We start from the raw sequence: 21,150 nt of genomic DNA, 5'->3' as shown, positions 1-21,150 counted from the left end.
AAGAATTGACGCGAATTATTTGGTGGAATTAATTTCACAAAATAAATCAGACATTAAGAATTAGTGCTAATTAGTGAAATTCGTGTTTACTTTTTAAAACTTCTTTTCCATTACATAATCTTCCATCAAATAACCGTTTCCTATTTCGATGTTTACTTCTTCTGCAACTTGAAAACCTATTTTTTTATAAAAACCTAAAGCTGTATTAAAACGATTTACATTTAATAATAATGCTTTTGAATTGTTTTCTAAAGCCATATTTTGAATTTCATCAAAAACTTTTTTACCAATTCCTTTTCCTTGTGTTTCTGGCAAAAGATATATTTTATGAATTTTCGTTATAGCTTCATTTTTATAATTATGTTCAATTCCGATAAATCCAATTATTGATTCTGAATCTGAAATCAAGTAAAACAATTGTTCTTTATTCTCGATTTGCTTGGCTAAAGCTTCTTCAGAATAAAATAAACCTAACATATAATCTAATTGTTCCTTAGACAAAATCTCACCATACGTAATAGGCCAAGTGATATTTGTAATTTCCTGAATTGTTTTAATATCATTTAAACCTGCATCTAAAATCGTAATCATATTAAATTGTAAAAAATTTCTAATTTGTAAAAACCTGATTTTCCTGCTCACTAACTCTTATAAAAGTAGTTCGTTTCGTGAGTTCTTTTAATCTTGAAGCGCCTACATAAGTACATGTACTGCGCAGACCACCCAAAATATCTAAAACCGTATTGATAACCTGACCTTTAAAAGGAACCTGAACTGTTTTTCCCTCACTTGCTCTATATTCTGCAACACCACCAACGTGTTTATCCATTGCAGTTGTAGAACTCATTCCGTAAAATTGTTTGTATTTTTGGCCGTTTACTTCAATCACTTCTCCTCCACTTTCTGCATGTCCGGCAAGCATTCCGCCCAACATCACAAAATCTGAACCAGCTCCAAAAGCTTTTGCAACATCACCCGGTGTTGAGCATCCGCCATCACTTATAATATGACCGCCTAAACCGTGAGCAGCATCTGCACATTCTATAATAGCCGAAAGTTGCGGATATCCAACGCCTGTTTTTACACGCGTTGTACAAACGGAACCCGGTCCTATTCCGACTTTTACAATATCGGCTCCAGCCAATAAAAGTTCTTCGACCATTTCGCCAGTAACCACATTTCCTGCAATAATAACTTTATCGGGATAGTGTTTACGGGTTTGTTTTAAAAACTGTACAAAATGCTCAGAATATCCATTTGCAACATCAATACAAATAAATTTCAATAACGGATTGGCATTTATAATTTGACCTATTTTTTCAAAATCTTCTTTTCCTGTTCCAGTGCTTATCGCAATGTAATTGTAGAAATCTGAACTTGCATTTTTTAGAAAATCATTCCATTCTTGTAGAGAATAGTGTTTATGAATGGCTGTAAAAAGCTTTTCTTTAGCTAAAACCTTTGCCATTTCAAAAGTTCCAACAGTATCCATATTAGCAGCCATAATGGGAATTCCTGTCCAAATTGCAGTGCTGTGCAAAAACTTAAAATTTCGTTCTAAAGAGACTTCAGATCTACTTTTGAGTGTTGATCTTTTTGGCCTTATCATCACGTCTTTAAACCCTAATTTCAAATCTGTTTCTATCCTCATGGTTAAAAATTTTCGTTACTTTCAAATGTAAGGATTTTTTAGATTGCTGATTTTAGAATATTAAACTTTGTGGTTAATTTTAGCACGCGGATGACACGGATTCGCTATCACGAAAAGGCAGATTTTAAATGGATTTTTAAAATTGAAGATTTTCTTATTGGAACGCGTTTCGACTTCGCTCAACGTGACAAACCTAAAAACTGCGAACGAAAATGAGACTGAGACTGAAACTGAAACTGAAACTGAAAACTAAAAAACTAACCGTGAATCGTCTCTCCTTTTCCGTAGTTTGCAATTACTGATTCTTCAAAGGCAAGCCATTCTCTCCAACGTTTTTCAACGTCGATTCCTACTCCATATTTTCTTGCATAAGTTATAAAGGTGGTATAATGTCCTGCTTCGCTTTCCATTAAATCTCTATAGAAAACAGCAAGTTCTTCGTCTTGAATATTTTCAGACAAAACTTTAAAACGTTCGCAACTTCTAGCTTCAATCATTGCCGAGAATAATAATCTTTCGACTAAACTTGAAACTCTACTTCCGTTGCTGCTTTTCTTCATATATAAATACAATTCATTTACATAATCGTCTTTGCGTTCGCGTCCAAGTTTTAATCCTCTTTTAATGATGATATTATGAACTTGTTCAAAATGATCGATTTCTTCTTTGGCTAAAGCCAATAAATCTTGCACTAAATCCTGATGTTCAGAATTGTTGGTAATAATTGTTATCGCATTTGTTGCCGCTTTTTGCTCGCACCAAGCGTGATCTGTCAAGATTTCTTCAATATTTTTTTCTACAATATTTACCCATCTCGGGTCTGTTGGCAGTTGTAATCTTAGTACGCCCATGTCTTTATTTTGTTTAAAAGTTTTCTTTGTTTCAGGTTTCAAGTTTCTTGTATTACGTTCTTTTAGGAACGAAAAAAGTTTAAAGTTTTGCTTTACGTTTTTTTACGCGTCACAAAACTTTAAACTTGAAACCTTAAACTTGAAACTTTTTAGTATACGAAAATTGGTCTTTCGCTCATCATTTCATTTACTTCGTTTGCTACTTCTTCGATAACTGCTTCATTTGTATGATCAGCTAATACTTTATCGATAAGCGCTACGATTGTTTCCATGTCTTCTTCAACTAAACCACGAGTTGTGATTGCAGCTGTTCCTACACGAATTCCTGAAGTTACAAATGGTGATTTATCATCAAATGGAACCATATTTTTATTTACTGTAATTTCTGCTTTTACTAATGCATTTTCAGCTTCTTTACCAGAAATATTTTTATTTCTTAAGTCAATAAGCATCATGTGATTATCAGTTCCTCCAGAAATAATTTTGTATCCTCTTTTTACAAAAGCATCTGCCATGGCATTTGCATTTTTTTGCAATTGCATTGCATAAGTAAAAAACTCATCTTTAAGAGCTTCACCAAAAGCAACTGCTTTTGCAGCGATAATGTGCATTAAAGGTCCTCCTTGATTTCCAGGAAAAACAGCAAGATCTAATAATGAAGACATCATTCTGATTTCTCCCTTTGGAGTTTTCAAACCTTGTGGGTTTTCAAAATCTTTCCCCATCAAGATCAAACCTCCACGTGGTCCACGTAAAGTTTTGTGTGTTGTTGTAGAAACAATATGACAATGTGGAATTGGATCATTCATTAATCCTTTTGCAATAAGACCAGCTGGGTGAGAAATATCAGCAAACAAGATTGCTCCTACGCTATCAGCGATTTCTCTGAAACGTGCAAAATCCATATCACGAGAATAAGCTGATGCTCCTGCGATAATTAATTTTGGTTGCTCTTTGGTAGCAATTTCCTGAATTTTATCATAGTCCAAACGACCAGTTTCAGCATCTACTCCGTAAAAAACAGGTTTGTATAAACGACCTGAAAAGTTTACCGGAGAACCGTGAGTTAAGTGACCACCGTGAGATAAATCGAAACCTAAAATAGTATCACCAGGGTTTAAGCATGCATGGTAAACTGCTGTATTTGCTTGAGATCCTGAGTGTGGTTGAACGTTTGCGTATTCAGCACCAAATAATTCTTTAGCTCTGTCAATTGCAATTTGCTCAATAACGTCAACTACTTCACAACCTCCGTAGTATCTTTTGCCAGGATATCCTTCAGCATATTTGTTAGTTAAAACAGAACCAGCTGCTTCCATTACTTCATCACTTACAAAATTCTCTGAAGCGATAAGTTCTAATCCGTGAATTTGTCTGTCTTGTTCCTCTAGTATAAGGTCAAAAATTTGTTCGTCGCGTTGCATTTTTTCGTTTTTCGTTAATTTCCTGCAAAAATACAAAAAAACGTTTGTCAAACTGTTAGATTATGATATATTTGACATAGAATTTTTCAACAAATAATTAACATTCACATGCCAATAACCGCTAACGATACCAAAAGAAAATCATGGTTAGAAGTACCAGAAAATTGCGACTTCCCTATTCAAAATATTCCTTTCGGTGTATTTCTTACTAAAGAAAATGTCGTTACAGTAGGAACACGAATTGGCGATTACGCTATAGATTTAGGGGCTCTACAACAATTAAACTATTTCGCAGGAATAGATTTAACAGATGATATGTTCATGCAGGACACGCTTAATGATTTTATTTCTGACGGAAAAAAAACATGGCGTTTAGTTCGAAATCGTATCGCTGAGATTTTCGACGAAACCAATCCGCAATTAAGAGATTCCACAAAAGATCGCGATATTGTTATTTTTAAAATCGACGATGTCGAGATGCAATTGCCTGTCTTAATTGGTGATTATACGGATTTTTACTCCAGTAAAGAGCACGCTACAAACGTTGGAAAAATGTTCCGTGATCCTGAAAACGCTTTATTACCAAACTGGTTACACATTCCGGTTGGATATCACGGAAGAAGTTCTACTATTGTTCCATCTGGAATTCCAGTACATAGACCAATGGGACAAACTTTACCAGCAGGAGAGAAATATCCTGTTTTTGGACCGTCTCGTTTGGTAGATTTTGAATTAGAAACGGCTTTTATTACAACTGACGTTAATATAATGGGAGAAAACATCCCAACGTACGAAGCCGAAGATTATATTTTCGGTATGGTTTTATTGAACGACTGGAGCGCGCGTGACATTCAAAAATGGGAATATGTGCCACTAGGACCATTCTTAGCTAAAAACTTTGCTACTTCAATTTCTCCGTGGATTGTGACTATGGATGCCTTAGAACCTTTTAGAACTAAAGGACCTAAACAAGATCCTTCGCCACTACCTTATTTACAAACAAAAGGAAAAAAAGCTTTTGACATTCATTTAGAAGTTTCTATTAAGCCTGAAGAAGCTGAAGAAACTGTGGTTTCAAAATCAAACTTTAAATATTTATATTGGTCAATGGCTCAACAATTAGCACATCATACCTCAAATGGTTGTCGTGTAAATTCTGGAGACATGATGGGTTCAGGAACTATTTCTGGTCCAACTCCTGATAGTTTTGGTTCAATGCTAGAATTAACTTGGGGCGGAAAGAATCCTATAAAGTTAAAAGATGGTAGTGAACGTAAGTTTATTGAAGATAATGATACTGTAATTATTAGAGGTTTCTGCGAAAATGCAGAAGTAAGACTTGGTTTTGGAGAAGTTGCAAGCCAACTTTTACCTCCATTTATCAGACCATGAAGAGCAGATAAAATATCTGAAGATATATAGAAAATATAAAACCTTGGTGAGAGCCAAGGTTTTTTTTATGTTTTTTTTGCCACAGATTAAAAGAATTAAAATGATTTTGTTTCTCATTTAATGTCATTTCGACGGAGGAGACCCGAGCGATAGCGAACAGACGAAGTAAATCACACTATCCCGAAGCCTCGGGACGCACTCAAAGTCGCCAATCTTTGTCGATTTACGAGTGTGATTTCTCCTCCATCGAAATGACAAACAATATGAATTAAGCCGGAATCTGTTGGCTCAAGCAATGCAATGTTCCGAATCCCCAGATAAAATCGATACAACTAATTCCGATTACTTCTCTATCAGGGAAACATTCTGACAATATATTTAAAGCTACACGATCATTACTATCGTTAAAAGTAGGCACAAGAACACAATTATTTAGAATTAAGAAATTAGCATAACTTGCCGGTAATCTTAAATCTTCAAAATCTACGCGTTTAGGCATTGGCAGAGCTACGATTGTTGGAGATTTTCCATCTTCTAATTTTGCATTTTGCAAGCGTTTCAAATTATCCTGCAAAGGTTTATAATTTGAATCATTTTTATCTGTTTCTACAATTGTTACGATCGTATCTTCATTTACAAATCGGCATAAATCATCGATATGACCATGTGTATCATCACCTTCTATTCCATCTCCAAGCCAAATTACATTGGTAACTCCAAGGTATTCTTTGAAAACTGCTTCGTAATCTTCTTTGGTAAAGTTTTTATTTCGAACCTGAATTGTTGGATGCATTAAACATTCTTCCGATGTTAACAAAGTTCCTCTTCCGTTTACATCAATCGCGCCACCTTCTACAATTACCGGTTTTCCTTTGTAGGTTACTTGTGTTAAGGGAACATCAATAAAATCGGCTATTTTACCTGGAACAAATTTATCCAGTTGATAATTTTTATATTTTGCCCAACCATTAAAATTAAAATTTAAGGCTTCTCTTTTCGAACCATTTTTTACAATAATCGGCCCAGAATCACGCATCCAGCTTCTATTGGTTTTATGAATGATGAAAGAAACATTTGCAAGATTTACTCTCGCTCTTTCTAACATTTCTGCAACTTTTTCTTTTAGTTTTTCATCGGCCACAACCAAAAAAACGGTTTCAAAAGTGGCTACTTTTTTAATAAATTCTACAAAAGCCCATTGAACAGCTTCGTATTTTCCTGGCCAGTCATTACCATTATGCGGAAAACACAGTACAATTCCTTGTTGTTTTTCCCATTCTGCTGGAAATCTTCTATTATTTGTTGACATAAAGAGGTTCTAAATTTAAAAGTGTACAAAGATAAGCATTCGATAGGATTATAAAATAGCTGAACCTAAATCATAATCAATTTAAGACAAATTATCTTCTAAAAATTAAGTTAAAGATTAAATAATGAAGCCTTAATATACGACCAAGATCTGAGAATTACATTTGAAAAAAATAAAACACACACAAAATGAAAAAACTAAGTATTTCACTTTTAGCAGCTTTATCGATTATGGTAAGTTGTAATAATGATGAAAATTCTAACAACGACAATGAAGTTGTTGTAAACGAAAATCCAGGAACTTTTAAAGAAATTGGTTCTATAACTATTGGTGGCGAAGGTGCTGCAGAAATTACTGCATATGATGAAAAGACAAAAAAACTTTTCGCTGTAAATAATAGTGGTACCAACCAAATTGATGTAATCGATTTGTCTGATCCTACAAAACCGGTTAAAATTGGAAAAATAGATTTAACTCCTTTTGAAGGTGCTTCGAATAGTGTTGCTGTATTCGACGGAAAATTAGCTGTTGCCTTAGAATCGACTGTAAACAAGCAAGGAAATGGTAAAGTAGTTGTTTTTAATACTACTGATTATAGTGTAATAAAACAAATTACTGTTGGAGCATTGCCAGATATGATTACTTTTTCGCCTGATGGAAAATATATTATGACGGCTAATGAAGGTGAACCAAATACTGATTACTCGCAAGATCCAAACGGAACTATTTCTATTATAGAAGTAACTAATAATTATGCTGTTACTACTTTAGACTTTGCTTCATTTAGCAGTCAGTCGGCTACTTTACAAAAAGATGGCTTTAGAGTTTCTAAATTTGCAAAAAGCTTTGCTCAGGATATTGAACCGGAATACGTAACAATTTCTGACGATTCAAAAACTGCCTGGATTACTTTGCAAGAAAATAATGGTGTCGCAAAAGTAGATATAGCATCAAAAACGATAACAGCTATTTATCCGTTAGGTTTTAAAAATTTCAATACAGCTGAAAATGCAATTGATGTAAGTGACCTTGACGATAAAATAGCTTTTAACCCTTGGAAAGTAAAAGGTATGTTTATGCCGGATGGTATTAGTCATTTTTCTTCTAATAATGTTCCTTATTTTGTTACTGCCAACGAAGGTGATGCAAGAGAATATGCTGCTTACTCAGACATTAAACGTATGAAAAGCATGAAGCTTGATGCAACAGTTTTTCCTGATGCAGCTACTTTAAAGTTAGATGCTAATTTAGGGAGGTTGAATCTAGTGGCTGATATGGGTGATACTGACGGCGATGGAGATCTTGATGAATTAGTAGCCTTTGGAGCTCGTTCTTTCTCTATTTGGAATGGAAATACTGGTAAAATTGTTTACGATAGTAAAAATGACGTGGATAAAAAGACGAATGAATTAGGAACTTATGATGATAAACGCAGCGACGATAAAGGCTCAGAACCGGAAGCTGTGGTTGCAGTTAAGATGGGAAGTAAGAATATTCTGTTTGTTGGATTAGAAAGATCGGATGCTTTTATGACTTATGATGTAACAAATCCTACTTCGCCAATATATTTACAAACTGTAAAAACTGGTGACGCTCCAGAAGGAATTCATTTTATTCCGGCATCTAAAAGTCCTAGCAAAAGAAGTTTGTTAATCGTTAGTAGTGAGGGAGATGGAACTATAAAAATATACCAACCAGATTTAAATTAACCTTAACATTTACAAAATTCAAAAAGGGCTAAATTTATATTTAGCCCTTTTTTTTGCTTAAAAATTCTGATTCTATTAACGATTTTACATAATTAAAACCCAAAATATGGGAATTATGTAAGACCAAATAGAACACTATCTAAGATTGGTCGTCTAATTTTGTCATGAGCTTAAAAAGAAAAAGCTTATAAAAATCAGAAATTAAACTAAAATTGGATATTATGAAAAAGAATTTAGCTTCAGTATCACTTTTGCTATTATCATTTGCTGCAGGTGCACAAAACATGGCAACGACATCGACTCAACCTACAATTGATGCGCCGGCTTACAATAGATGGTCTATTGAATTAAATGGTGGTGTAAACAAACCTATGAGAGCATTAACACCAGGTTATACTACTGAATCACTTAGTCCCTTTCACGCAGATTTAGGTGTAAGATATATGTTTAACCCTAAATTTGGTTTGAAATTAGATGTTGGTTACGATCAATTTCAGGAAAAAAATGATACTCCTGAATTCGACAGCAAATATTACAGAGCAAGTTTACAAGGAGTTGTAAATCTTGGAAGAGCTTTAAACTTTGAAACATGGACTAATACTTTTGGCTTATTGGCACATGGTGGTTTTGGAGTTTCGCAATTAAGCTCTGATAGTGGTTTTGACGGAAAAGATTATATGGCTCATGGTATTGCTGGTTTAACTGGGCAAATTAGAGTAAGTAACAGAATTGCTATTACAGGAGATCTTACTGGTATTGTTAACGGAAGACAAAACCATAATTTTGACGGAAAAGGAGTTCCTACTACTGGATCATTAGACGGTGTACTATTAAATGCTTCTGTTGGTTTGACTTTCTACTTAGGTAAAAACACAAAACATGCTGACTGGTATTCTGAAGAAAATGAAAGATTAAATAAATTAGAAGACAGAGTTACTACAATCGAAACTAATCTTATTGATACTGATAAAGATGGTGTTGCAGATTTGTATGACTTAGAACCTAATACAATATCTGGTGTTGCTGTAAATACTAAAGGACAATCTATTGACAACAATCAAAATGGTGTTCCTGACGAATTAGAAAGTTACCTAGATAAAACTTACGTTAAAAAAGGTAGCGAAAGCACAACAACTAATAATACTGTTGAGGAATTGATTAATGGCGGATATGTTAATGTATATTTTGACTTTAACTCTTCTAAACCAACAAATGCTTCTTTATCTGGTGTTGACTTTTTAGTGAAATACTTGAAAAATAATCCTGGTAAATCTGCAGATATCATTGGATATGCTGACGAAATTGGAAGTTCAAGCTACAATACTGACTTATCAAGAAAAAGAGCTGAAGCTGTAAAAAGAGTAGCTGAAAATGCAGGAATTGATTCTTCAAGATTGAATGTAATTGCTAACGGTGAAGATACTTCTGTGAACAAAAAATCAAAAGAAGCACGTCAAATCGTAAGAAGAGTTACTTTCCAAGTGAAATAATCTCTATAAAACTTCAATAAAAAAAGGACGAAATGTAAATTTCGTCCTTTTTTGTATTTATAGATTAACTGAATTAGTCAATCGCTCTTTTTGTAATATCTCCAAAAGCATCGATTCTTCTGTCTCTAAAAAATGGCCAGTTCTGGCGTACATTTTCTTGTAGATCTAAATCAACTTCTGCAATTAAAATTTCTTCCTGATCGTGTGAAGCCTGAGCTAAAATTTCACCTTGTGGTCCCGCTATAAACGAAGCTCCCCAAAACTGAATTCCTTCTGTTCCTTCAATGTATTTTTCTAAACCAATTCTGTTTGCAGCAGCAACAAAAACTCCATTTGCAACAGCGTGACCTTTCATTACATTCATCCACGCACCATATTGATTTTCTCCGTATTGTTCTTTTTCTTTTGGATGCCAACCAATTGCAGTTGGATAAAACAATACTTCGGCACCTTTAAGCGCTGTAATACGAGCTGCTTCCGGATACCATTGATCCCAACAAATTAAGGTTCCTATTTTTCCTTTTTTAGTTTCAATTGCCTGAAAACCTAAATCTCCCGGAGTGAAATAGAATTTTTCGTAGAAATGCGGATCATCCGGAATGTGCATTTTACGGTATAATCCAGCTTCTGTTCCATCTATATCAATAATGTATGCACTATTGTGATATATACCTGCCATTCTTTTTTCGAAGAAAGGAACAATGATCACTACTCCTAATTCTTTTGCCAATTCGCTAAAAGCAATAAATGAAGTACTGTAAAGTGGCTCTGCTAAAGCAAAATTATCAACATCTTCGCTTTGACAAAAATAATGGCTACTATATAATTCAGGTAACAAGATAACTTCAGCGCCTTTATTGGCAGCATCTTTTACCCAACTGATACATTTTTTAAGATTATTTTCGGCAACGTCGTTAAGATTTAATTGAATAACGGCGATTTTATACTTTCTTTTCGGCATGACATAAAATTTAGAGTGCAAAAATAGTAATTTTTAAAGGAATGGCAAAGTTTCGTTATTGTGGTTTAAGAACTTGAAAGCAAGTCAAAATTCACCAAAGTGATATTAAAAAGAAAACCATTTTACATCAATTAAAAATTAATCTCTGTAAAATGGTTTTATAACCAAAACTTATCAATCAAGAATCAAACTATTCAATAACCACTTTTGCTGTTACAAATTCAGTTTCTGATTTTTTGAATTTGATATCGAAAGTTCCCGCTGTTGCAGATTTGAATTTGTAAACTGTTTTTAAAGGATCCGGAACTTGTTGTGTACAAACTCCAGCAGGATATTTTGCTATTACTTGCAATCCTTTTTCTGTTCCAATTGTTACTTCGCTTATTTTACTGAATTCTCCACAAGCATTATCTACTATAAAAGTTACATCATAACTTAGTTCTTCGTTAACTTTTCCGTTTGCTGGTCCTTTAACTTCTGTTGCCAAAGCTGCTTTTGTAGTTCCATTATCAACTACTTTATCATCGTCATTACTGCATGAAATTAATACAGTTGATAAAAATAATACTACTAAAGCTGATTTAAACTTAAAATTTTTCATATAAAATAATTATTAATTGTTAATACTATGAAGATGTCAATACATTCGTTTGGTTGCTTTGACAAAATGTTAAATGTTTTATCAAAAACTTTAAACAATTATAAATCAAACTCATACCTCCATTAAAAAAATCATATTTTAATTAATATTTTTTCTAAAAACTAAAATTTCTTGCCTAGCCCCGGTAGAAACGGTATCCTTTTTCTTGCTGCTGCCAGCAAGGAAAAGATGTAGTGGATAACGGGACTTTTGGTTTAATGAAATGATTGTGTTTGCTCCAAAAAAAAACACCAGCCTTTCGACTGGTGTTTTATAAAATTATATTTAGCTTTTTATTCTGTAACGGTTTTCTTTGGAAGTATTTTTTTGATCAGATTTACAACTCCTAAAACTACAAATCCTAATACTAAACCAACTACAAATTCTTTTACTATATCAGGTAGATTTATTGTAGGCACTACGTGATGAAAATAAGGAATGTAATGTACAAATATCCCTCCAGCAACTAATAATAAAGCAATTGTTCCAATTACTGTCAAACTTTTAATAACTAACGGAAGCGCTTTTACTAATATGTTTCCAACAAATTTTAAAAAACTTTTGTCTTTTTTACTAATTTGAATCAGCTTGAAACCAGCTTCATCCATTCTCACAATAAGTGCAACAATACCATAAACACCAATTGTTGCAATTATTGCAATTATGGATACTACAGTGATTTGCTGTAAAATAGGCTTTCCAACTACGGTACTTAAAGCTATAATTACGATTTCGACTGATAAAATAAAATCAGTTACGATTGCCGACTTTATTTTGCCTTTTTCAGCTTCCAGAATTTCTTCTTCTGTAAAAGTTTTATTTGTTATTCCTTCTGATTCTTCATGTTGGTGCGGAAAGAAAAACTCGAAAATTTTCTCGGCACCTTCATAAGCTAGAAAAAGTCCTCCCGCTACTAAAATTACAATGATCGCAACTGGAAAAAAAGCACTTAATAAAAAAGCGATTGGCAAAATGATTACTTTGTTTAAAAGTGAACCTTTGCTAATTGCCCAAAGAACCGGAAGTTCTCTAGATGATGCAAATCCCGAAGCTTTCTCGGCATTTACAGCTAAATCATCTCCTAAAATTCCTGCTGTTTTTTTTGCTGCAACTTTGCTCATTACAGCAACATCATCCATAATTGCTGCAATATCATCTAATAGTACGAAAAACCCTGATGCCATTATATTTCTTTTGTTTTAAAAACATCGTAATTCACTGGTTTTCAATAACCAATTTAACCTACGAGTTTGAATTATTTACGCAAGCGAATCTAAGACTTTTTTGTTGATTTTTTTTCTAAAAATTAACTGCATTGTCCTAAAAGTACCCATATAATTATAAAAACTAAAATGGTACCAAAACATCCACCACCTAATTTTTTTGCACCGTAACCTGCTATTAATCCTCTAAAAATATTGTTCATGTCTTTTCGTTTTATGTTAGTATTTGCTTTAAATAATTGATTATTAAAATGTAAAGATCAAAATTAAAAAAGAATTTACTTTACATTACTTTAATAAAAAGTTATATCATTCTTAGATTTCAATTATATGTTCAAAAAAAAAGGCACTAACGTTTCCGCTAGTGCCTTTAAATATTAAAACCAAAAAAAAATTATTTTTCATTATGGGTTTGGTTTCTAAATACCAATTGCCCATCAAAAGCATCTAATAAAATGATGCTGTCTGTAGTGATGTTTCCTGCCAAAATCTCTTTTGACAATTGATTCAACACTTCTCTTTGAACCACGCGTTTTACTGGTCTTGCACCAAATTGTGGATCATAACCTTTGTCTGACAAGTATTTAATTGCTTCTGGAGTTGCATCCATAGCAATACCTTGTAAGGCAAGCATTTTTGTAACACTCTTAAGTTGTAAACTCACAATTTTAGAAATATTATCGACAGTTAAAGGTGTAAACATTACAATTTCATCGATACGGTTTATAAACTCCGGACGAACTGTTTGTTTCAACAACGCTAAAACTTCGACCTTAGCTGCTTCTGTTGCAGCTTCAACACCGCCTTTTAAATTTTCAAATTTCTCTTGTATAATCTGACTTCCCATGTTAGAAGTCATGATGATAATTGTATTTTTAAAATCGGCCAAACGACCTTTGTTATCTGTCAAACGACCTTCATCTAAAACTTGTAATAAGATATTAAAGGTGTCTGGATGCGCTTTTTCAATCTCATCTAACAAAATCACTGAATATGGTTTTCTACGAACGGCTTCTGTCAATTGACCACCTTCGTCATAACCCACATATCCTGGAGGTGCACCAACTAAACGACTCACACTGTGACGTTCTTGGTACTCACTCATATCGATACGCGTCATAGCATTTTCGTCATCAAAAAGATATTCGGCAAGCGCTTTTGCAAGCTCTGTTTTACCAACTCCGGTTGTTCCTAAAAACAGGAATGTTCCAACTGGTTTTTTCATATCTTGTAATCCTGCACGGCTTCGACGTACTGCATCACTCACAGCTTCGATTGCTTCTTCCTGACCCACAACACGTTTGTGTAATTCGTCTTCAAGATGCAATAATTTCTCTCTTTCTGTTTGAAGCATTTTCATTATAGGAATTCCTGTCCATTTTGCTACAACTTCTGCAATATCTTCACGAGTAACCTCTTCTTTAATCAAAGAATTACCTTGTTGATATTCTTGTAATTGTTTCAATAAAGCATCAAGACGTTCTTGTGCTTCTTTGATTTTACCGTAACGAATTTCGGCAACTTTTCCATAATCACCATTACGTTCAGCACGTTCTGCTTCATATTTAAAATCTTCTATTTCTAGTTTTACGGCTTGAACTCCATCAACAACATCTTTTTCTGATTTCCATTTCGCGTAAATTTCGTTACGATCTTCTTTCAGATTTGCCAACTCCATGTGCAAGATCTTAAGCTTGCTCTCTTCTTTTTCGCGTTTGATGGCTTCGATTTCAATCTCTAACTGCATGATTTTACGATCCAAAACATCTAATTCTTCTGGTTTTGAATTGATTTCCATACGCAGTTTAGAAGCTGCCTCATCCATCAAATCGATCGCTTTATCCGGTAAAAAACGATTTGTAATATAGCGTTGAGAAAGCTCAACCGCCGCAATAATCGCTTCGTCTTTTATTTGAACCTTATGATGTGTTTCATACTTTTCTTTGATTCCACGTAAAATCGAAATCGCACTTTCTGTATCCGGTTCATCAATTAATATTTTTTGGAAACGACGTTCCAGGGCTTTATCTTTCTCAAAATATTTTTGATATTCATCTAAAGTTGTTGCACCAATGGCTCTTAACTCACCACGAGCCAAAGCTGGTTTTAAGATATTAGCCGCATCCATTGCGCCTTCTCCTCCACCCGCACCAACTAAAGTGTGAATCTCATCAATAAATAAAACAATATCACCTTCTGCAGAAGTAACTTCTTTTACAACTGCTTTTAATCTTTCTTCAAATTCTCCTTTAAATTTAGCACCTGCAATAAGTGCTCCCATATCAAGTGAGAAAACGATTTTATCTTTTAAGTTTTCTGGTACATCACCATCAACTATTCTGTGCGCTAAACCTTCGGCAATTGCTGTTTTACCAACTCCCGGTTCTCCAATTAACATTGGGTTATTTTTGGTTCTACGCGTTAAAATTTGCAATACACGACGAATTTCTTCGTCACGACCAATAACAGGATCTAGTTTTCCTGTACGCGCTAACTCGTTTAAATTTTTAGCGTATTTATTTAATGAGTTATAGTTTTCCTCTGCTGAAGCCGAAGTTACTCTTTCTCCTTTACGAAGTTCTTCGATTGCAGCTTTAAGTCCTTTTCCTGTAACTCCCTGATCTTTTAAAATCTGAGAAACTTTACTTTTTGAATCGAAAATTGCTAAAATTAAATGCTCGATCGAAACATATTCGTCGTTCATTTTTTGAGCAATGATTTCCGCTTCATTCAATGTTTTATTAGCGTCTCTGGAAAGTAGAATATCTCCTCCCGAAACTTTTGGAAAACTCTCAATTGTACTGTCTAATATTTGTAAAAACAACGGAACATTTACATTTAGTTTTTTCAAAATAAACGGTGCAACATTTTCGTCTACTTCAAAAATAGCTTTAAAAATGTGCTCGTTCTCTATTTGTTGCTGTCCGTTGCGTTGAGCCAATTGCTGTGACAGCTGAATGGCTTCTTGCGACTTTATTGTAAATTTATTTATGTTCATATGTCTGTGGTTTTATGGTTGATTTTACTTACTAATTTGGGTAACTCTAAAATTACAACTTATTGTTTTAAGTTTTTAACTTTAAATGATATAACTTTGCTAAAGAACATTCAAATTATATTCCATACTAAAAATACAGACGAAATGTCGTTAAAAATTGATTTTTAATCCATTTTAAACGACAAAAAGTCATAAAACACGTCAAATATGAGTTTTTTAAATTCAATCTTCGGAAATTCAGAGAATACAGATACACCAAAAAGCAATTTAAATTGGACAGAATTAACAGATATCGCACAATTGATGGAAATTGAAGCAATATCTAATGTAAAACCAGTTGTAATTTTCAAACACAGCACAAGATGTAGTATTAGCCGTATGGCTTTGAAGCAATTTGAGCGCGAGTTTGATTTAAATGAAACTGTAGATGCTTATTTTCTTGATCTAATTGCACACAGAGACATCTCAAACGAAATTGCTTCAAGATTTAATGTTTATCACGAATCTCCACAACTTATTTTAATCAAAAATGGTAAAGCTGTTTATGATGTTTCCCACAGCGACATTGATGCAGTAGCTTTGAAAGAGAAAGTATAAATTTGTGAAATGCTATTTGTAAAAAGTGAGATGTAAAAAATATAAAATTTACATCTCACTTTTTATTTCCTATCATTTTTCAATTCATAATTAACCATTTACAATTAATTAAAAACTTCCTTCTGAACCTCCTCCGCTAAAACCACCTCCACCAAAATCCATTGGAGATTCTGTTTTAACTTCTGGTTTTAGTCCAAATGTTGAAGCGACAATTAAAGCTTCGGCATTTAATAATGCATTCGAATTATTGATTCTATCTGGTTTAAAAGTCAATCCTGTTTCTTTATCTTTCAATTTCTTTATTGAAAAATAGGCGATTGCAAATAAAACTAATCCCCCAATTGTTAACGCCACTTCTATTGGCAAAACCGAATAATAAAAACGAATAGTATAAATAGAAAACCCAATGGCTAAAAAGCTTATCCAAAGCATAATTCTGTCTTTTGTTTTTATTGCCTGAACCAAATAAAGAATAGGAACTACTAAAGTAAAAGCATGAAAGAAAATAGCGAATGGAATATCTTTACCCGGAAGAATTTCAATACCAAGAAGCATTGCTGAAAGTTCTCTTACAACCAAATAATTACAAGAAAGATAAAATAGGATTAAGCAAAAACTGTTAGCTATTAAAAGACCTTTATAATAATAACTATCTTTTAGATTACTGATTATTTTTTTTGTAAAAAAGTAAAATCCTGCCGAAACTAACATTGCTACAAAAGGCAAAATTGCTTTTCCGATGCTCCCGAACTCAAATAATCCATAAAATAAAACTGCCGAAGCTGCTAAACAAAAAATCACTAACGATAGTAAATGCAAATATCTTCTATACAGTACAAAAGAAGCTAAAGCTACAAAAATGGCAATAATCAATTCATATCCTTCTGTTGTAATAGCAATAGCAAATCCCACATTTAAAATTGCTCCTAAAATAAAAGCATCATCTAATCCATGTTCATAATAATTTTGATGTGCTAAAAATTCTGCCCCAGCAAAACCTGCAATAGCAAAAATATAACAACAGATATCAAAAAATAAACTCTCTCCACTTAGTCCAAATAATGAGATAACACCACATATAGACAAATACAAAAATGCTCCCAAAAGAAAAAAACCTAAGCGCACCAAAATATTGCTTTGTCTTTTAAAAGCTGGCAACTCTTTTTTAATTAGATCTTTTTGTTCTTTACTAATAAAACCTGCTGATTCCAATGATTTTGCCTCTTCAACCAAAACCAAATTATCTAATAATCTTTTATCGTATACTATCATGCTGCAATTTGTTTATTAAAGGTTTTAATCAATTTAATAAATAGTATTATAGAACCTATAAAATAAGCAGGAAGGCTTATAACCAGCAACATCCAAATATCTGCTAAATCAATATGTTCAAAAACTCTAAACAAAAATATGTTAAAGCCAATGTATGCGTAAACAATCATAAAAACGTATAACGAAATTGCTTTTAGATCATGGCTAACTTTATAAAAGTAATAAGATGAACCTGCCAAGATGAAGGCAAAAATTAGCCAAATACCATAATAATCATTTATTAAATTACTAATTGATGCGATACTAATAATGTGCAAAGCAAAGGTTAGAAAGATTAGATTAAAATGCGTTTTTAGTTGAATTCTCGAACTATATATTGTCCATAAAACAAGTAAAACACCCAACATTATTGCAGAATAACTTAAACTCTGATCAGAGTAAAAATTATTATTATTTAACAAATCCTGAGGTGTTACCGAAAGTCCAACATAAGCTGCCAAACCTGTTATTGCAATAGTAAGAACGCTTTTATTATCAAAATAATAAGCACAAAAGAAACTCACTAAAGTGGGAATTAAAGTAGCCAAACCATAATGTGTCCCAAAAGGTTTATACTGAAATTGTAAATACCCTATAAAAATACAAGTTAGAATACTTGCCGCTAAAACCAAATATTCTAAAACGGGATGCTCGAATTTAACTTCTGATTTTTGAAAACCTTTTGAGTTTTTAAAACAAAAATAAAAACAAACTCCAATAACAATTAATAATATCGAAAGAATTGCAATATGCCCAATTGTATCAATATTATTATAAATTAAAACTCCAATTCCCGAAGTAAAAAGCAAAACTGATAAATAGAGAAAAAACTTCAATTCGGCATTTAAGGAAAAAATATTTAAACTTCGATAAACTGTAATTTCCTGATATTGATTTTCTGTAATTAATTTCCTTTCCAGAAGCGCTTCAGTGGCTTGGTTGTCAAACTTATTCATAATTCAAATTTATAAACGTACAAATCAAAAATACTCTTTTTTTGTCTGATTAAAACTTTAAGAGTAAAAATAAACTTATTAAATTAAATTAGAATTTTATAATTTTTTAAGACCTTTTACAATATTTTGGTAAAATTATTGTTTGTAAACTTTAATAAATTAAATTCGTGTAATCGATTACATTAAACTATCTAAACAAAAACCACAAAACAGACTTTTCAAAATGAAAAAAACACTTTTACTACTCTTTTTCGTATTGAGTATATCGAATCTTTTTGCGCAAAATTATTACTTGACAACTCCTGAGGGATTTGGTGCAGCAACTACAGGTGGAGGAACTTCAACTCCGGTTACAGTTTCATCTTACGACGATTTACTCGCAAAAATTAAATTGCCCGTTCCTGCGGTAATTTTAGTATCAGGAACAATTATAATTCCAAGCGGTAAACCGATACAACAAATAGTTTCGAACAAATCTATTATTGGATTGTCTGGCGCTAAACTTATTAATGAAAACCAATCCAATCCTGGAGCTGGAATTCTATATCTAAAAACAGGTTCAAATAATGTAATCATTAGAAATTTAGTTTTTATTGGCCCTGGATCATATGATATTGATGGTCAAGATAATTTAACGGCTGATTGTACAAATCTTTGGGTTGATCATTGTGAGTTTCAGGATGGTCAGGATGGAAATTTTGACAATAAAGGAAAAGCAGATAATGTCACTATTTCATGGTGCAAGTTTACTTATCTAAAAGCTCCAAAATCTGGAGGTTCAGGAGGAGCTGATGATCATAGTTTTAGCAATTTAATTGGTTCTGGAAAAAATGATTTTCCTGCTGATGGTCACTATAGCATAACTTTTAAAAATTGTTATTGGGGAAATGGATGTAAACAAAGAATGCCTCGTGCCAGAAATGCCGAAATCCATATCTTAAATTGTTATTACAATACTTCAGAATCTGGTTCTCTAGCTATTGGTTTAGGCGGTGGAGCGAAAAACTCTACTTGTTATGTTGAAGGCACTGATTTTGCAAAAGTAGACAAAGTTTTTAAAGAATATATTAGTACTGACGGCGGAACGGTTGGAATTGTATTCGATCATTGTCGTAAAGGTTCAATGGATTTTGGTACGGCAGTAAGCAAACCAACTTATTCTTATACTACTATTCCTCTTGGAAAAGTAGAAGAATTTGTTGCCAATAAATCTTGTGGCGCTGGAGCTACACTTCAAGTAAGTTCTCTAGGAGTAATTTCTTCAAGCTGTAAAAGTTAAATATAACTTTATTGCATAAAAAAACCGATTTGTATTGAATACAAATCGGCTTTTTTTTTATGATGAAAATGCTTTTAAAAAGCGGCTTTCATTTTATCTTTAATAGCATCAAGACATAAATTATTGATACTCCCCTCGTGCGTGTGTTTTGTTTCTTTTGGAGATTGATACGTTCCTGCTTCTAATTGTTCTGCAACGGCTTTGTATGCGTCTCTAAATGGCATTCCCGCAACAACCATTTCGTTTAAAGTATCCACCGTAAACAAATAGTCGTATTTTTTATCTTTTAAAATATTGTCTTTTACAGTGATATCTTTTACAGAGAAAATAGCGATATCTAAACATGCTTTTAGGTTCTGAAGCGCTGGAAATAAACCTTCTTTTAAAAGCTGTAAATCTCTATGATAACCACTTGGTAAATTATTCGTGATCAAAGTAATTTCATAAGGAAGCGCCTGAATCTTGTTGCATTTTCCTCTAATTAATTCAAATACATCAGGATTTTTCTTGTGTGGCATAATGCTTGAACCTGTAGTAAGATGTGCAGGAAGACCAATAAAATCAAAGTTTTGACTCATGTATAAACAAACATCCATGGCAAATTTTGATAAAGTTCCTGCAACACTTGCCATCGCAAATGCTACAGTTTTCTCTGCCTTTCCACGGCTCATTTGTGCCGCAACTGCATTGAATTTTAAGGTTTCGAAACCTAATTCCTGCGTTGTAAATGTTCTGTTGATTGGAAATGAACTTCCGTAACCTGCCGCAGACCCTAAAGGATTTTGATCTACAATTTTTGAAGCGGCATTTAACATCGTTACATCATCAATTAAGCTTTCGGCGTAAGCAGAAAACCACATTCCGAATGATGACGGCATGGCAATTTGCAAATGCGTATATCCTGGTAATAAAACGTTTTGATGTTTCTCTGCCGATTCCATCAACAAATCAAACAATGTTTTTACTTGCTCTTTTAAAGCTTTCAATTCGTCTTTTAAATACAAATGAACATCTACTAAAACCTGATCGTTACGTGAACGTGCTGTATGGATTTTTTTTCCTGCATCGCCAAGTTTCACAGTGAGTAAATACTCTATTTTAGAATGTACATCTTCAAAACTATCTTCGATTTCGAAATTCCCTTTTGCAACATCAGCAATGATTTCGTTTAATGCATCAACTAGAGAAGTTGTTTCTTCCTGAGTCAATAAACCAATTTGTCCCAACATTTTGGCATGTGCGATTGAACCTAAAGCATCGTATTTTGCTAAAACTAAATCTAGTTCACGATCGTTTCCAACTGTGAAATGTTCGATTTGCTTGTCTGTTGGTATTCCTTTTTCCCAAAGTTTCATAGGT

The 21,150-nt window shown here is 33.1% G+C and carries 17 protein-coding genes; 5 read left to right on the top strand and 12 right to left on the bottom strand.

The window, feature by feature from the left end:
- Nucleotides 1-93 precede the first annotated feature (93 nt).
- From IW18_RS15270 to glyA, 4 genes are all read right to left on the bottom strand, one after another.
- Entirely contained in the window at nucleotides 94-591 is a 498-nt protein-coding gene (locus IW18_RS15270) for a GNAT family N-acetyltransferase (protein WP_041518755.1), read from the bottom strand.
- 19 nt (nucleotides 592-610) lie between these two features.
- Nucleotides 611-1,651, bottom strand: a complete 1,041-nt coding sequence (locus IW18_RS15265) for a GMP reductase (protein ID WP_041518754.1) — start codon at nucleotides 1,649-1,651, stop codon at nucleotides 611-613.
- A gap of 257 nt (nucleotides 1,652-1,908) precedes the next feature.
- Nucleotides 1,909-2,502: a tRNA-(ms[2]io[6]A)-hydroxylase gene (miaE, locus tag IW18_RS15260; protein WP_041518801.1), complete on the bottom strand. Its 594-nt coding sequence runs from the start codon at nucleotides 2,500-2,502 to the stop codon at nucleotides 1,909-1,911.
- Between the two features lie 149 nt (nucleotides 2,503-2,651).
- A complete protein-coding gene (gene glyA, locus IW18_RS15255) occupies nucleotides 2,652-3,926 on the bottom strand; it encodes a serine hydroxymethyltransferase (protein ID WP_041518753.1) in 1,275 nt (424 codons plus the stop codon).
- Nucleotides 3,927-4,034: 108 nt separating this feature from the next.
- Between glyA and fahA the strand changes: the two genes are divergently transcribed.
- Entirely contained in the window at nucleotides 4,035-5,318 is a 1,284-nt protein-coding gene (fahA, locus tag IW18_RS15250) for a fumarylacetoacetase (protein ID WP_041518752.1), read from the top strand.
- Between the two features lie 268 nt (nucleotides 5,319-5,586).
- Here fahA and IW18_RS15245 read toward each other — a convergent pair whose 3' ends face one another.
- Nucleotides 5,587-6,627: an agmatine deiminase family protein gene (locus tag IW18_RS15245; protein WP_041518751.1), complete on the bottom strand. Its 1,041-nt coding sequence runs from the start codon at nucleotides 6,625-6,627 to the stop codon at nucleotides 5,587-5,589.
- A gap of 188 nt (nucleotides 6,628-6,815) precedes the next feature.
- On the opposite strand from IW18_RS15245, the gene IW18_RS15240 reads away from it, so the two are divergent.
- Together IW18_RS15240 and IW18_RS15235 are read left to right on the top strand one after the other, a co-directional pair.
- The gene (locus IW18_RS15240; protein WP_041518750.1) at nucleotides 6,816-8,336 is read left to right on the top strand and encodes a choice-of-anchor I family protein; all 1,521 of its coding nucleotides are present in this window, start codon (nucleotides 6,816-6,818) and stop codon (nucleotides 8,334-8,336) included.
- Between the two features lie 221 nt (nucleotides 8,337-8,557).
- The gene (locus IW18_RS15235) at nucleotides 8,558-9,826 is read left to right on the top strand and encodes an OmpA family protein (RefSeq protein WP_041518749.1); all 1,269 of its coding nucleotides are present in this window, start codon (nucleotides 8,558-8,560) and stop codon (nucleotides 9,824-9,826) included.
- Nucleotides 9,827-9,899: 73 nt separating this feature from the next.
- Here IW18_RS15235 and IW18_RS15230 read toward each other — a convergent pair whose 3' ends face one another.
- From IW18_RS15230 to clpB, 4 genes are all read right to left on the bottom strand, one after another.
- The gene (locus IW18_RS15230) at nucleotides 9,900-10,787 is read right to left on the bottom strand and encodes a carbon-nitrogen hydrolase (protein ID WP_041518748.1); all 888 of its coding nucleotides are present in this window, start codon (nucleotides 10,785-10,787) and stop codon (nucleotides 9,900-9,902) included.
- Nucleotides 10,788-10,977: 190 nt separating this feature from the next.
- Nucleotides 10,978-11,388: a hypothetical protein gene (locus IW18_RS15225; RefSeq protein WP_041518747.1), complete on the bottom strand. Its 411-nt coding sequence runs from the start codon at nucleotides 11,386-11,388 to the stop codon at nucleotides 10,978-10,980.
- A gap of 332 nt (nucleotides 11,389-11,720) precedes the next feature.
- The gene (locus IW18_RS15220; RefSeq protein ID WP_041518746.1) at nucleotides 11,721-12,611 is read right to left on the bottom strand and encodes a DUF808 domain-containing protein; all 891 of its coding nucleotides are present in this window, start codon (nucleotides 12,609-12,611) and stop codon (nucleotides 11,721-11,723) included.
- Between the two features lie 433 nt (nucleotides 12,612-13,044).
- The gene (gene clpB, locus IW18_RS15210) at nucleotides 13,045-15,648 is read right to left on the bottom strand and encodes an ATP-dependent chaperone ClpB (RefSeq protein WP_041518745.1); all 2,604 of its coding nucleotides are present in this window, start codon (nucleotides 15,646-15,648) and stop codon (nucleotides 13,045-13,047) included.
- A 207-nt stretch (nucleotides 15,649-15,855) separates the two neighbouring features.
- On the opposite strand from clpB, the gene ytxJ reads away from it, so the two are divergent.
- On the top strand, nucleotides 15,856-16,245 hold the full coding sequence (gene ytxJ, locus IW18_RS15205; RefSeq protein ID WP_041518744.1) for a bacillithiol system redox-active protein YtxJ: 390 nt from the start codon (nucleotides 15,856-15,858) through the stop codon (nucleotides 16,243-16,245).
- A gap of 108 nt (nucleotides 16,246-16,353) precedes the next feature.
- Here the strand turns inward: ytxJ and IW18_RS15200 are convergent, their stop codons facing one another.
- Nucleotides 16,354-17,517, bottom strand: a complete 1,164-nt coding sequence (locus IW18_RS15200; RefSeq protein ID WP_041518743.1) for a hypothetical protein — start codon at nucleotides 17,515-17,517, stop codon at nucleotides 16,354-16,356.
- A complete protein-coding gene (locus IW18_RS15195) occupies nucleotides 17,514-18,512 on the bottom strand; it encodes a DUF2157 domain-containing protein (protein ID WP_041518742.1) in 999 nt (332 codons plus the stop codon). Before IW18_RS15195 ends, IW18_RS15200 begins: the two co-directional genes overlap by 4 nt.
- A gap of 223 nt (nucleotides 18,513-18,735) precedes the next feature.
- Between IW18_RS15195 and IW18_RS15190 the strand changes: the two genes are divergently transcribed.
- A complete protein-coding gene (locus IW18_RS15190; RefSeq protein WP_052480178.1) occupies nucleotides 18,736-19,791 on the top strand; it encodes a pectate lyase family protein in 1,056 nt (351 codons plus the stop codon).
- 74 nt (nucleotides 19,792-19,865) lie between these two features.
- Here the strand turns inward: IW18_RS15190 and argH are convergent, their stop codons facing one another.
- Nucleotides 19,866-21,146 carry an argininosuccinate lyase gene (gene argH / locus IW18_RS15185; RefSeq protein WP_041518741.1) on the bottom strand — a complete coding sequence of 427 codons (1,281 nt, stop codon included), beginning with the start codon at nucleotides 21,144-21,146 and terminating at the stop codon, nucleotides 19,866-19,868.
- Nucleotides 21,147-21,150 lie beyond the last annotated feature (4 nt).

The sequence above is a fragment of the Flavobacterium hibernum genome, assembly GCF_000832125.1.
GTDB classification, from domain to species: Bacteria; Bacteroidota; Bacteroidia; order Flavobacteriales; family Flavobacteriaceae; genus Flavobacterium; species Flavobacterium hibernum.
Note: the sequence above shows the minus strand (reverse complement) of the source record. Positions and strands in the feature narration are given on the sequence as shown.

What these genes read in the sequence shown, in the direction of transcription:
- IW18_RS15270 (WP_041518755.1), bottom strand. Translation starts at nt 591, where the DNA reads ATGATTACGATTTTAGATGCAGGTTTAAATGATATTAAAACAATTCAG.
- IW18_RS15265 (WP_041518754.1), bottom strand. Translation starts at nt 1,651, where the DNA reads ATGAGGATAGAAACAGATTTGAAATTAGGGTTTAAAGACGTGATGATA.
- miaE (WP_041518801.1), bottom strand. Translation starts at nt 2,502, where the DNA reads ATGGGCGTACTAAGATTACAACTGCCAACAGACCCGAGATGGGTAAAT.
- glyA (WP_041518753.1), bottom strand. Translation starts at nt 3,926, where the DNA reads ATGCAACGCGACGAACAAATTTTTGACCTTATACTAGAGGAACAAGAC.
- fahA (WP_041518752.1), top strand. Translation starts at nt 4,035, where the DNA reads ATGCCAATAACCGCTAACGATACCAAAAGAAAATCATGGTTAGAAGTA.
- IW18_RS15245 (WP_041518751.1), bottom strand. Translation starts at nt 6,627, where the DNA reads ATGTCAACAAATAATAGAAGATTTCCAGCAGAATGGGAAAAACAACAA.
- IW18_RS15240 (WP_041518750.1), top strand. Translation starts at nt 6,816, where the DNA reads ATGAAAAAACTAAGTATTTCACTTTTAGCAGCTTTATCGATTATGGTA.
- IW18_RS15235 (WP_041518749.1), top strand. Translation starts at nt 8,558, where the DNA reads ATGAAAAAGAATTTAGCTTCAGTATCACTTTTGCTATTATCATTTGCT.
- IW18_RS15230 (WP_041518748.1), bottom strand. Translation starts at nt 10,787, where the DNA reads ATGCCGAAAAGAAAGTATAAAATCGCCGTTATTCAATTAAATCTTAAC.
- IW18_RS15225 (WP_041518747.1), bottom strand. Translation starts at nt 11,388, where the DNA reads ATGAAAAATTTTAAGTTTAAATCAGCTTTAGTAGTATTATTTTTATCA.
- IW18_RS15220 (WP_041518746.1), bottom strand. Translation starts at nt 12,611, where the DNA reads ATGGCATCAGGGTTTTTCGTACTATTAGATGATATTGCAGCAATTATG.
- clpB (WP_041518745.1), bottom strand. Translation starts at nt 15,648, where the DNA reads ATGAACATAAATAAATTTACAATAAAGTCGCAAGAAGCCATTCAGCTG.
- ytxJ (WP_041518744.1), top strand. Translation starts at nt 15,856, where the DNA reads ATGAGTTTTTTAAATTCAATCTTCGGAAATTCAGAGAATACAGATACA.
- IW18_RS15200 (WP_041518743.1), bottom strand. Translation starts at nt 17,517, where the DNA reads ATGATAGTATACGATAAAAGATTATTAGATAATTTGGTTTTGGTTGAA.
- IW18_RS15195 (WP_041518742.1), bottom strand. Translation starts at nt 18,512, where the DNA reads ATGAATAAGTTTGACAACCAAGCCACTGAAGCGCTTCTGGAAAGGAAA.
- IW18_RS15190 (WP_052480178.1), top strand. Translation starts at nt 18,736, where the DNA reads ATGAAAAAAACACTTTTACTACTCTTTTTCGTATTGAGTATATCGAAT.
- argH (WP_041518741.1), bottom strand. Translation starts at nt 21,146, where the DNA reads ATGAAACTTTGGGAAAAAGGAATACCAACAGACAAGCAAATCGAACAT.